Source organism: Micrococcus sp. 140720015-1 (genome assembly GCF_053627595.1).
Map to the genome: position 1 here is coordinate 12,242 of NZ_JBSEYC010000004.1, position 12,557 is coordinate 24,798.

Consider the following 12,557-nt stretch of genomic DNA (forward strand, 5'->3'; position numbering starts at 1 on the left):
CCAGTGTATACACAACAGTCCCGCTGAGGGCAGGGGGTGTGTCCGGTGCGCGCGCCGGGCGACGCCGTCCGCGGGGAGTGCCGTGCGGCGTGCGCGCCTGGTGGTGCGTCCTCGGCGCGGGACGCCCATGCGCCGCCGCGCCTCACTCGCGAGGCAAGAAATGTATACAGATTCCTTGCCTCGTGTGATCCACGGCACTAGCCTGGGCGCATGGCGACCCACGATGCCCCCACCGAAGCCCGCCCCTCCGGCGCCTATGCCGACGCCCACGCCCGCTCCCTCCGGGACCCCGAGGGGTTCTGGCTCGAGGCGGCGCGCGCCATCGACTGGACCGTTCCGCCCACGCGCGCCCTCGACGACTCCGCCGCGCCCCTGTACCGCTGGTTCCCGGACGGCGAGCTGAACACCGCCTTCAACTGCCTGGACCGGCACGTCGAGGCGGGCCGCGGGGACGCCGTCGCGCTGATCCACGACTCCGCGATGACCGGTGAGGTCACCCGCTACACGTACGCCGAGCTCACGGACGCGGTGGCCCGCCTGGCCGGCGCCCTGGCCGCGCGCGGCGTCGGCAAGGGGGACCGCGTGCTGATCTATCTGCCGATGATCCCGCAGGCCCACATCGCCATGCTGGCGTGCGCGCGGCTCGGGGCGGTGCACTCCGTGGTCTTCGGCGGCTTCGCCCCGCGCGAGCTCGCCTCCCGCATCGACGACGCGACGCCCGACGTCGTGCTCACCTGCTCCGGCGGCATCGAGCCCAAGCGCCGGGTCGAATACCTGCCCGCCGTGGCCGAGGCGCTCGAGACCGCCGCGCACCCCGTGCGCACGGTGCTGGTCCACCACCGCGAGGGCTTCGAGACCGCGCTCGCGGACGCCGACGGGCGCGGGGGCGCGAGCTGGGAGGACTGGGGCGAGGCCGTCGCGGCCGCCGAGCCGGCCGACTGCGTCCCGGTGCGGGCCACCGACCCGCTGTACGTGCTGTACACCTCGGGCACCACCGGCAAGCCCAAGGGCGTCGTCCGGGACAACGGAGGCCACGCCGTCGCCCTGCGCTGGACGATGGAGCACATCTACGACGTCGGCCCGGGGCAGGCGATGTGCACCGCCTCGGACGTGGGCTGGGTCGTGGGCCACTCCTACATCGTCTACGGACCGCTGCTGGCCGGGGCCACCACGGTGATGTACGAGGGCAAGCCCGTGGGCACGCCCGACGCCGGCGCGTTCTGGCGGCTCATCGAGGACCACGGGGTCCGGTCCTTCTTCACGGCCCCCACGGCGCTGCGCGCGATCCGTCGCGCCGACCCCGAGGGCGAGCTGCTCAAGGCCCACGACCTCTCCTCCCTGCAGCACTTCTTCGCCGCCGGCGAGCGCCTGGACCCGGAGACGCAGCGGTGGACCGAGGGCCTGCTGGGCATGCCGGTGATCGACCACTGGTGGCAGACCGAGACCGGCTGGGCCATCGCGGCGAACCCCGTGGGGATGGAACAGCTGCCGGTGAAGATCGGCTCGTCGTCGGTGCCCTCGCCAGGCGTGGACCTCGTGGTCCTCGACGCCATGGGCGAGCCCGTGCCCGCCGGGACCGAGGGCAACATCGCCCTGCGGCTGCCGCTGCCCCCGGGCACCCTGCCGACCCTGTGGGGCGACGACCAGCGCTACATCGACTCCTACCTCGGCGCGTTCCCCGGCCACTACGCGACCGGCGACTCCGGCCTCGTGGACGAGGACGGCTACGTGTTCGTGCTCGGGCGCACCGACGACGTCATCAACGTCTCCGGGCACCGGCTGTCCACGGGCGTCCTCGAGGCCGCCCTGGCCGCGCACCCGGCGGTGGCCGAGTGCGCCGTGATCGGCGTCGCAGACCAGCTCAAGGGCCAGCGACCCTCGGGCTACGTGGTGCTCAAGTCCGGCGTCCAGACGCCCGAGGCCGGCTCGGAGGCCGAGGCCGCGCTCATGGACGAGCTGCGTCAGGCGGTGCGCCGCGAGGTGGGTCCGGTGGCGGACTTCCGCGACGTCGTCGTGGTGGACGCGCTGCCCAAGACCCGCTCGGGCAAGATCCTGCGCAAGACCATGCGTCAGATGGCCGACGGCGAGGAGTACGCGGTGCCCTCAACCATCGAGGACCCCGCCGTGCTCGAGGCCCTGGCCGGGGTGCTGCGCCCGGCCCGCTGAGCCCCGCTCACGTGCGGCCGGCCCAGCGGTACTCCTGCTCGGGCCGGCCGCGGCCGCCGTGCCGGGCCGAGCGCCGCACCCGGCGGATCCGCTCGAGGTGCTCGAGGTAGCGCCGGGCCGTCACGCGGGAGATGCCCAGGCGCACGCCCACCTCGGCCGCACTCAGGGCGGTCTCCGGATCCGCCCCCAGCAGGTCCATCACCTCGCGCAGGGTGCCCTCGGTCAGCCCCTTGGGCAGGGCCTCGGCGCGCCGCTCGCGAGAGACGCGGAAGACGGCGTCCACCTGCTCCTGGCCGTCGAGGGCGCCGTCGCCGGCCAGCATCGCCGCGGCGGCGCGGAACCCGCCCAGCCGGTCCGCGAACTCGTCGAAACCGAACGGCTTCACGAGGTACTGCGTCACGCCGTACGCGACGGCCCGGCGCACCACCGGCAGGTCGGTGGCCGCGGTGAGCGCCAGCACCCCGCCGTGGAAGCCGGCCGCGCGCAGTTGGCGCAGGAAGTCCAGGCCGTGCCCGTCGGGCAGGTTCATGTCCAGCAGGACGACGTCGAACGGGAAGCGCCCGTCCGCGTGCAGGCCCGCCGCGGCGACCTGCCGTGCGGCCAGCAGGGAACCGGCCACCGCGGCCACCTCGAAGCCCGGCAGCCGGTCCAGGTGCGCCACGTAGGTCTCGGCCGTCAGCTGCTCGTCCTCGACGACGAGCACCCGGTACGGGCGGGCGGTCATGTCTCCTCCTGGGGTGTGGGCTCGCGGGGCACCTCGACGGTGAACACGGTGCCCGAGTCGGTCGCGACCTCCACGACCCCGCCGGCCTCCTCCGCGATCCGCCGCGTCAGCCACAGCCCCATGCCGCGTCCGGCGGCGCCGACGGGCTTCGTCGACCAGCCCCGGTCGAAGAGCCGGCCGCGGTCCGCGTCGGAGGGTCCGGGGCCGCCGTCGGCCACCTGCACCACCAGGCCCGTGGCGTCCGAGACCACTTCGACGTCGACCCACCGGTCTGCCGCGGACAGGTCCGCTGCGGCGGCGGCGTCGAGGGCGTTGTCCACCAGGTTGCCCAGCACGGTCAGCAGGTCGAGCGGGCGCAGCGGGGCGGGCGTGGTCAGCTCGGCGGACCAGGTCAGCGCCACCCCCCGCTCACGCGCCTGGGCGGCCTTCGCGTCGAGCAGGGCGGCGAGGACGTCGTCGGAGGCCTCCTCGTCCGCGGCGCGGCGGGACAGCACGGCCCGGGCCGCCTCCAGCCGGCCCGACTCCACGAGGGCGAGGGCGGTGTGCAGCTGGTTGGCGTGCTCGTGCGTCTGGGCACGCAGCGCCGTGGTCAGGGTGTGGGCCACGGTGAGCTCGTCGCCGAGCCGCTGCAGGTCGGTGCGGTCGTGCAGGACGAGCACGCGCGATCCCGCCGGGGCGGTGGTCACGCCCTCGCGCGCGGCCGCGGCGAGGGCCGTCGACGGGACCGACCCGCCGGGGTCGGAGCGGCCGGGCGCCCGCACGACACGCTGCTGCACCACGAGGACCCGCCCGCCGACGGCGAGGCTCGCCTCACCGCCGCCCGCGCCCGGCAGGGCCGCCGACAGCTCGGTGGGCAGTCGAGGCTCGCCCGCGCCCTCCCAGCCGAGCAGGCGCGCGGCGGCGTCGTTGTGCAGGCGGACCCGCCCGTCCGGGGCGAGGACCACGACGCCGGCCTCGAGCGAGTCCATGGCCGTCTCCGCCAGCAGGAACTGCTCGGCGATCTGCTCGGGGCCGCGTCCGAGCGTCACCCGGTTCAGATACCGGCCCACGAGCCAGGCGACGAGCAGGCCGACGGCGGCCACGGCGGCCGAGCCGAGCAGGATGCCGGGGATCTGGGCCTGGGCCATGATGGCGACATCGGAGATCTGCACGCCCGTCGTGACCACGCCCAGGACGGTGCCGTCCTCCGGGTCCACGACCGGTGCGAGCGCGCGCACCGAACGGCCCGCCGCACCGGTGCTCGAGAGCTCCACGACGGTGTCCCCGGCGACGACGGCGTCCACCGGCCTCGGGTAGCGGACGCCGACCTGCTCGGGGCGCCAGCTCGCCAACCGCATCCCGTCCGGGTCCATCACGGTCAGCCACGAGACCTGCGCCTCGGCGATCCAGCCGTCGATCCCGGCCTGCAGGGCGGGGGCGTCGCCGGCCCGCAGGGCCGAGACGAGCGCGGGGTCGCGCGCCACGAGGGTGGTCACGCCCTGCACATGGCGCTCCTCGACGCGCTGGGCCACCTCGCGGGCCTGGAGGTAGGCGCTCCACACGCTGAACAGGGCGATGGCCGCCACCAGCGCCACGTGGACCACGGCGATCCGCCGGGCGATCGACCACGGGTGGCGCATGCCTCTCCTCCCTCGGGCCGGCGACGCGCCGGTCCACCCCCACGATCCTGCAGTCCGCCGGCCGCCGTGACCACTATGACCGCAATCGTGACCGACACCACCCGGGGCCGCGAGAGTGGTCACATCCCTCCCGCGCCGCTGCGGACCGCTCGGCGGCGCCCCACCACCGCACAGAACGGAACGCCCGATGGCGCACACCCCACCGGCCGAGACCTCGGCCCCGGCGACGAAGAAGGACCGCACCCACTGGCTGTACATCGCCGTGATCGCCTCGGTGGTGCTGGGCGCCGCCGTCGGCCTGCTCTTCCCCGAGTTCGGCAAGTCCCTCAAGCCGCTGGGCGACGGCTTCGTCTCCCTCATCAAGATGATGATCGGCCCGGTCATCTTCTGCACGATCGTCCTCGGCGTCGGCTCGATCGCCAAGGCCGCGACCGTCGGCCGCGTGGGCGGCATCGCCCTGGTCTACTTCATGGCGATGTCCACGTTCGCGCTGGCGGTCGGCCTCGTCGTCGGCAACCTCATCCACCCCGGCGAGGGCCTCAAGCTGACGCCCTACGACCCGAACAAGCCCCAGGCCGCGGTGGACGGCACCGTCCAGTTCCTGCTGGACATCATCCCCGGCTCCCTGCCGGTGCTGCCCACCCTGTTCATCGCCCTGCTCGTGGGCTTCGCCCTGCAGCAGATGGGCCCGGCCGGCGCCCCGCTGCTGCGCGGTCTCACCCTGATCCAGGGCGTCGTGTTCCGCATCCTCATGATGGTGATGTGGGTCGCCCCGATCGGCGCCTTCGGTGCGATCGCCGCCGTCGTCGGCTCCACGGGCTGGTCCGCGATCGGCGCCATGGCGCTGCTCATGGGCGCCTTCTACCTGACCTGCATCGTTTTCATCGTGGTGGTGCTCGGCACCGTCCTGAAGGTCGTGACCGGTCTGAGCATCCTGTCCCTCATGAAGTACCTGGGCCGGGAGTACCTGCTCATCTTCGCCACCAGCTCCTCCGAGACCGCCCTGCCCCGCCTGATCGCCAAGATGGAGCACGCCGGCGTGGACAAGTCCGTCGTGGGCGTGACCGTGCCCACCGGCTACTCCTTCAACCTGGACGGCACCGCCATCTACCTGACCATGGCCGCGCTCTTCGTCTCCAACGCGATGGGCGTGGAGATGAACCTCGGCGAGCAGATCGGCCTGCTGGTCTTCATGATCATCGCCTCGAAGGGCGCGGCCGGCGTCACCGGCGCGGGCATGGCCACGCTCGCCGCCGGCCTGCAGGCGCACCGACCCGAGCTGCTCGGCGGCATGGGCGTAATCGTGGGCATCGACAAGTTCATGTCCGAGGCCCGCGCCCTGACCAACTTCACCGGCAACGCCGTGGCCACGCTCCTCATCGGCCGCTGGGTGGGTGAGCTCGACGGTGAGCGCGCCCGGCGCGTCCTCAGCGGCGAGCTGGAGTTCGACGAGGCGACCGTGGCCGGCCATGGCGGCGCCGCGCACGACCCGCAGCAGTCCCCGACGGTCGCCGAGCAGGCCCACGAGGGCCACCCCGACTCCAGCCTGAACTTCACCATGGCCGCCGACGGCGACCGGAACCCCGCCCGCTGACGGAGGCGGCGGGCCCGCGCGGCACGCCGCATCGTCGACCACCGGCGACGCCGGGGACGAGCCTGGACATCGGCCCGTCCCCGGCGTCGCCGTCGTCCTGGGAACGCCAGGCACTAGGGTGGGGGAAGATCCGGACACGCCGACGACGGCGGCCGCGGCGCGCCGCGGCCCGCGGCCGGGCGTGCAGACCACCGTGGAAGGAGCCGGCGCCGCCGTGACCTCGAGAGAACCGATCCCCGTGATGACCATCCACGGCGAGCCCGTGCTCGGGCCCACCGGCCGGCCCAAGCACGACTTCCCCGAGCCCGCGCCCCTGGCCTCGCACGGCCCGGCGCGGATCATCTCGATGGTGAACCAGAAGGGCGGCGTCGGGAAGACGACCTCCACCATCAACCTGGGCGCCGCGCTCGCGGGCTACGGACGCAGGGTGCTCATGGTGGACTTCGACCCGCAGGGCGCCCTCTCGGCCGGCCTGGGTGCGAACCCGCACGAGCTCGACACCACGGTGTACAACGTGCTCATGGAGCGGTCGGTGACCGCGAAGGACGCGATCCTGTCCACGGACTTCGAGAACATGGACCTGCTGCCGGCCAACATCGACCTGTCCGCGGCCGAGGTGCAGCTCGTCAACGAGGTGGCCCGCGAGCAGGTCCTCGAGCGTGCGCTGCGCCAGGTCCGCGACGACTACGACGTGGTCCTCATCGACTGCCAGCCCTCGCTGGGTCTGCTGACCGTCAACGCGCTGACCGCCTCCCACGGCGTGATCATCCCGCTGACCGCCGAGTTCTTCGCGCTGCGCGCGGTCGCCCTGCTCGTCGAGACGATCGAGAAGGTGCAGGACCGGCTGAACCCGGACCTGGAGATCGACGGCGTGCTGGCCACGATGTTCGACCAGCGGACCCTGCACTCCAAGGAGGTCGTGGGCTCGCTGGTGGCCGGCTTCGGGGACCGCGTGTTCGAGACCGTCATCAAGCGGTCCATCAAGTTCGCCGACGCCACGGTGGCGGCCACGCCCATCACCCTGTTCGCCGAGAACCACGACGGCGCCAAGGCCTACCGGCAGCTCGCCCGCGAGCTGATCTGCCGCGGCGGCGCGCCGTGACCGTCCGCTGAGCGCCGACGACGCCGGCCCGGTCCCGTCGCGGGACCGGGCCGGTTCTCTGCGCGCTCGCGGCCGGGGGAGCGGTGGCCGGGAGACGCGACGCCGCCGATCTGCGAGAATGGAGCCGGGCGTGTCCGTCTCCGGGCCGTCCCTCACCCCCTGACCCGTCCGCCGCCGGCCCGACCGGCGCCGTTGACGCGCACCCGAAAGGATGCCCTCCCCATGAACTCCCGCAAGCCGCGAGGCTCCGGACGCACCCCCGCCGTCGGTCGACGGGGCGGCCCGTTCCAGGAGCGCGACTTCCAGCGACAGATCGGTGCCCGCCGCGGCGCCGCCGGCCCCCGCGAGGAGGCCCCCTTCGACGAGGACGCCGTGCCGCGCACGCGCGGTCGCCGCGGCCGCGGCGCCGGCGCCGCCCGGGCCAAGGCCGCCCACCTCGACCGCATCCACGACGAGTCGGGCGAGCGCCTGCAGAAGGTGCTGGCCGCGGCGGGTGTGGCGTCCCGACGCGTGAGCGAGGACCTCATCGCCGAGGGCCGCGTGGAGGTGGACGGCGTCGTCGTCACCGAGCCCGGCGTGCGCGTGGACCCGGCCCGGGCCGTGATCCGGGTGGACGGCATCTCCGTGCAGACGGACGTGACCAAGCAGTACTTCGTCTTCAACAAGCCCCGCGGCGTGATCTCCACGATGGTGGACCCGGAGGGCCGGCCCTCGATCGCCACCTACCTCAAGCCCGGGCAGGAGCACCTGTTCCACGTGGGCCGTCTGGACAACGAGACCGAGGGCCTGCTGATCCTCACCAACGACGGTGAGCTGGCCAACCGCCTCACCCACCCCAGCTACGAGGTCCCCAAGACCTACGTGGTGCAGACCCGCGGCCCGCTGGCCAAGGGCGTCTCGAACCGGCTGCGCGAGGGCGTGGAGCTCGAGGACGGCGTGGCGCAGGTGGACTCGTTCAAGCTCGTCGACTCGACGCCGGGCCACGTGCTCGTCGAGGTCGTGCTGCACTCGGGGAAGAACCGCATCGTGCGCCGCATGTTCCAGGAGATCGGCCACCCGGTCGAGCGGCTCGTCCGTGTCAAGGTGGGCCCCATCCTGCTGGGCGACCAGAAGCAGGGCACCGTCCGCGCGCTCAACGCGCAGGAGCTGGGCCACCTCAAGGCCCTGGTCGGCCTGTGAGCGCGCCCGCCGAGTCCGCCGCCGCGCTCGGTGACGGCCCGGCCGGGATCCCGCAGCCCGTGCTCGTCCGGGGGACCGGTCTGCTGGGCACCTCGATCGGCATCGGGCTGAGCGCGGCCGGTGTGGACGTGCGCCTGCACGACCCCTCGCCCGCCGCCCTGGCCGTGGCCGCGGACATCCGCGCCGGACGCCCCGCCCGCCTGGACGCCGAGGGCGATGACCTCGACGCCGCCCCGGGCCTCGTCGTCGTGGCCGCGCCGCCGGACGTGACCGCCGACGTCGTGGTGGACTCGCTGTGCCGCTGGCCCGCGGCCGTGGTGGTGGACATCGCCTCGGTGAAGGAGGCGGTCGCCGCGGGCGTGCGCGCCGCCGTCGACGACGGCCGCCTGGCCCCGCAGGACGCCGACCGGTACCTCGGGACGCACCCGATGGCCGGCTCCGAGCGGTCCGGTCCCGTGGCGGCCCGCGGCACCCTGTTCACGCAGGCGCCGTGGGTGCTGTGCCCGACGGACACGACGCACCCGGGCGCCCTCGCGGCCGGTCGGGCGGTCGCGCTGACGCTGCAGGCCACCCCGTACCGGATGGCCGCCCGCGCCCACGACGAATCGGTCGCGCTGATCTCGCACCTGCCGCAGATCGCCGCCTCGCTCGTGGCCTCCCGCCTGCAGGACACCCCGGACCAGGCGCTCGCCCTGGCCGGCAACGGGCTGCGGGACACCACCCGGATCGCGGCGTCGGACCCGCAGCTGTGGGTGCAGATCCTCTCCGGCAACGCCGGGCGGATCGTGCCGGCGCTGCACGGGCTGCGGGCGGACCTGGACCGGCTGATCCGCACCCTGGAGGACCCCTCCGCCCCCGGGGCGCGGCTGGACATGGCGCAGCTGATCGCCGAGGGCAACGCCGGTCGGGCACGGGTGCCCGGCAAGCACGGGGCGCCGCCGCAGGCGTTCGCGGTGGTCACGGTGATCGTGGACGACGCCCCCGGGCAGATCGCGGCCCTCCTCGACGAGGTCGGCCGCACGGACGTGAACGTGGAGGACCTGCGGCTCGAGCACGCCTCGGGCCATCGGGTCGGCATGGTGGAGATCTCCGTGCTGCCCGGCCGCAGGGACGAACTCGTGGCGGCGCTGACCGCCGCCGGATGGAAGGTGGTCTGAGATGACCGAGCACACCCGCGACGACGTCGCACCCGCGCCGCTCGTGGTGGCGGTGGACGGCCCCTCGGGCTCGGGCAAGTCGTCCGTGTCCAAGGCCGTGGCCCGGCGTCTCGGCGCCGCGTACCTGGACACCGGCGCCATGTACCGCGCCGTGGCGTGGCACTGCCTGCACGAGGGCGTCGACCTGGCCGATGCGGAGGCCGTGGCGGCGGCCGCCGTCGCCATGGATCTGGACCAGTCCACCGACCCGGACGTCGAGGCCGTGCGGGTCGGCGGCACGGACGTCACCGAGGCGATCCGCGGCCCCGAGGTCACGGACACGGTCTCCACCGTCGCCGTGGTCATCCCGGTGCGCGAGGAGCTGCACCGTCGCCAGCGGGCGGCGATCGCCGCCGCGGGCCGGATGGTCGCCGAGGGCCGCGACATCACCACGGTGGTGGCCCCGGACGCCCACGCGCGCGTGCTGCTCACGGCCTCCGAGGCCGTGCGCACCGCCCGGCGCTCGGGCCAGCTGGCCGCGGCGGGGGAGACCGGCGTCGACGCCGGCACGCTGCACCGCCAGGTGGCCGGGCGCGACGCCCGCGACGCCACCGTGTCCACGTTCGACCGCCCCGCCGACGGGGTGGCGCTCGTGGACTCCACCGAGCTCGACTTCGAGCAGACCGTGGCGGCCGTCCTGGCCGCCGTCGAGGACCAGGCCGGCATCCCGGCCGTGAAGGGAGGCCGACGATGACCGAGAACCCCCAGCACCGCTCCGGTGAGGACGAGTTCGTCCCCGCCGGCGACGATCAGGTGGCCGAGCGGCTCGCCGCCATGACCGAGGAGGAGGCCGAGGCGCGTGCCGCGTCGTTGCGCGCCGGCCTGGCCGACTACGAGCTCGAGGAGGACGACGCCGCCCTCCTCGACGCGTGGCAGCTCGGGCCCGACGAGGACGTCGACGCGCCCGTGCCGCCCGTGCTGGCCATCGTGGGCCGGCCGAACGTCGGCAAGTCCACGCTCGTCAACCGCATCATCGGCCGTCGTGAGGCCGTCGTGGAGGACGTGCCCGGCGTGACGCGCGACCGCGTCTCCTACGACGCCGAGTGGAACGGCCGCGAGTTCACCGTGGTGGACACCGGCGGCTGGGAGCACGACGCCAAGGGCATCCACCGTCGCGTGGCCGAGCAGGCCGAGCTGGCCGTGGACGTGGCGGACGCCGTCGTGTTCGTGGTGGACGCCACCGTCGGCATGACGGCCACGGACGAGGCCGTGGTCTCGATGCTGCGTCGCAAGGACCGCCCGGTGATCGTGGCCGCCAACAAGGTGGACGACATGGTCCAGGAGGCCGACGCTGCCACCCTGTGGTCGCTCGGCTTCGGCTACCCGTACCCGGTGTCCGCGGTGCACGGCCGCGGCGTGGCGGACCTGTTGGACGCCGCGCTCGAGGCGTTGCCGGAGGAGTCCGCCCACGGCGGTCTCGTGCCGCGCGGCGGCCCGCGCCGGATCGCCCTCGTGGGCCGGCCGAACGTGGGCAAGTCCTCGCTGCTGAACAAGCTGGCCGGCTCGGACCGCGTGGTGGTGGACGACCTGGCCGGCACCACGCGCGACCCCGTGGACGAGCTTGTGGAGCTCGGCGGACGGCTGTGGCGCTTCGTGGACACCGCCGGCATTCGTCGACGGCAGCACATGGCCCACGGCGCCGACTACTACGCGTCGCTGCGCACGGCCTCCGCCCTGGACCGCGCCGAGGTGGCCGTGGTGCTGCTCGAGGCGCCGCAGGTGGTCTCGGAGCAGGATGTGCGCATCCTCCAGATGGTGCTGGACTCCGGACGCGCCCTCGTGATCGCGTTCAACAAGTGGGACCAGGTGGACGAGGACCGCCGATACCAGCTGGCCAAGGAGATCGACCGGGACCTGGCGCACGTCGCCTGGGCGCCGCGCGTGAACATCTCCGCGAAGACCGGCTGGCACAAGGACCGTCTCGTCCCCGCGCTGGACCTCGCCCTGGACTCGTGGGACACCCGCATCCCCACGGGCAAGCTCAACGCGTTCCTCGGCGAGCTCGTGGCGGCGCACCCGCACCCGCTGCGCGGCGGCAAGCAGCCCCGCATCCTGTTCGCGACCCAGGTCTCGAGCCGGCCGCCCAAGTTCGTGCTGTTCACCACCGGGTTCCTGGACCCCGGCTACCGCCGGTTCATCGTGCGCCGCCTGCGCGAGACGTTCGGGTTCGAGGGCACGCCCCTCGAGATCGGCATGCGCGTCCGCGAGAAGCGCGGTCGCCGCCGCTGATCCGGCGCCGCCCCGACGACGTCCCTCGGCCTCCCGGGCCGGGGGACGTCGCCGTCCCGGCACGCTCCCACCGTTCGTCCACCTTCGTCTCGTAGCCTGAAGGCATGAGCCTCATCCGACGTCGCCCCGCCGCCCTGTCCCTGGCCACCCTGGCCGCGCTCGCGCTGGCCGCATCCGGCTGCGCGGTCGACGACGGCGAGACCCGGGCCGCGCTGCAGAGCGCGGAGGACCGGCTCGCCCAGGCCGAGGACCGGATCAGCGAGCTGGAGGCGGACGCCTCGGATCGCGTGGACCTGGGGCAGCTGCGCCAGGAGGCCGAGGGCGCCCTCGAGGAGGCGGACCAGCGCGCCGCCGAGGTCGTCGAGGACCTGACGCGATCCCTGCCCTCCGGTTCGGACATCGTCGACATCGAGGCCCTCCGGGAGGACGGGAAGGTGGTCATCGAGTACGGCCGGTTCGCTCTCGAGGCCGATCCCCAGGTCCTCGAGGACACGATGCGGGAGGCGGCGGAGCAGGCCCGCAACGCCATCCCGGACCTGAAGGACGTCGAATTCCGCGTGGGGGACCGGACCTTCACGTACTGACCCTGCGACGGGCCTCCGCGAGCCCCCGACACGCCTCTTCGACCCGCCCGGAACGGCGGATCGAAGCGGCTCGGCGTGTTACGCTTCACCCGTGCACGACTGCACCCTCAGTCATGAGAGGGTTCGTGCAGACCGCCAGGCCCACCGGTACGCCGGGGCCGCGG

General features: G+C 74.0%; 10 protein-coding genes. 8 read left to right on the plus strand and 2 right to left on the minus strand.

The window, feature by feature from the left end; all coding sequences use genetic code 11:
• Positions 1–210 precede the first annotated feature (210 nt).
• Entirely contained in the window at positions 211–2,166 is a 1,956-nt protein-coding gene (locus tag ACUXPL_RS07495) for an AMP-binding protein (protein ID WP_454182974.1), read from the plus strand.
• Positions 2,167–2,173: 7 nt separating this feature from the next.
• On the opposite strand, the gene ACUXPL_RS07500 is transcribed toward ACUXPL_RS07495, so the two are convergent.
• A complete protein-coding gene (locus ACUXPL_RS07500) occupies positions 2,174–2,890 on the minus strand; it encodes a response regulator (protein WP_180535767.1) in 717 nt (238 codons plus the stop codon).
• Positions 2,887–4,509, minus strand: a complete 1,623-nt coding sequence (locus ACUXPL_RS07505; protein ID WP_454182976.1) for an ATP-binding protein — start codon at positions 4,507–4,509, stop codon at positions 2,887–2,889. The genes ACUXPL_RS07500 and ACUXPL_RS07505 overlap by 4 nt, the downstream gene beginning before the upstream one ends.
• A gap of 187 nt (positions 4,510–4,696) precedes the next feature.
• On the opposite strand from ACUXPL_RS07505, the gene ACUXPL_RS07510 reads away from it, so the two are divergent.
• The 7 genes from ACUXPL_RS07510 (at position 4,697) to ACUXPL_RS07540 (ending at position 12,393) form a co-directional block, all read left to right on the plus strand.
• Positions 4,697–6,103 carry a cation:dicarboxylate symporter family transporter gene (locus ACUXPL_RS07510; protein ID WP_454182978.1) on the plus strand — a complete coding sequence of 469 codons (1,407 nt, stop codon included), beginning with the start codon at positions 4,697–4,699 and terminating at the stop codon, positions 6,101–6,103.
• Between the two features lie 241 nt (positions 6,104–6,344).
• The gene (locus ACUXPL_RS07515) at positions 6,345–7,205 is read left to right on the plus strand and encodes a ParA family protein (RefSeq protein ID WP_454183367.1); all 861 of its coding nucleotides are present in this window, start codon (positions 6,345–6,347) and stop codon (positions 7,203–7,205) included.
• Positions 7,206–7,427: 222 nt separating this feature from the next.
• Positions 7,428–8,384 carry a pseudouridine synthase gene (locus tag ACUXPL_RS07520; RefSeq protein ID WP_036383295.1) on the plus strand — a complete coding sequence of 319 codons (957 nt, stop codon included), beginning with the start codon at positions 7,428–7,430 and terminating at the stop codon, positions 8,382–8,384.
• Positions 8,381–9,541 carry a prephenate dehydrogenase gene (locus tag ACUXPL_RS07525; RefSeq protein ID WP_454182980.1) on the plus strand — a complete coding sequence of 387 codons (1,161 nt, stop codon included), beginning with the start codon at positions 8,381–8,383 and terminating at the stop codon, positions 9,539–9,541. Before ACUXPL_RS07520 ends, ACUXPL_RS07525 begins: the two co-directional genes overlap by 4 nt.
• Before the next feature lies 1 nt (position 9,542).
• Positions 9,543–10,274, plus strand: a complete 732-nt coding sequence (cmk, locus tag ACUXPL_RS07530) for a (d)CMP kinase (protein ID WP_002857424.1) — start codon at positions 9,543–9,545, stop codon at positions 10,272–10,274.
• Positions 10,271–11,809, plus strand: coding sequence for a ribosome biogenesis GTPase Der (gene der / locus ACUXPL_RS07535; protein WP_206397214.1), 1,539 nt, complete (start codon positions 10,271–10,273; stop codon positions 11,807–11,809). The genes cmk and der overlap by 4 nt, the downstream gene beginning before the upstream one ends.
• Before the next feature lie 104 nt (positions 11,810–11,913).
• Entirely contained in the window at positions 11,914–12,393 is a 480-nt protein-coding gene (locus ACUXPL_RS07540) for a hypothetical protein (protein ID WP_454182982.1), read from the plus strand.
• The last annotated feature ends 164 nt before the right edge of the window (positions 12,394–12,557 follow it).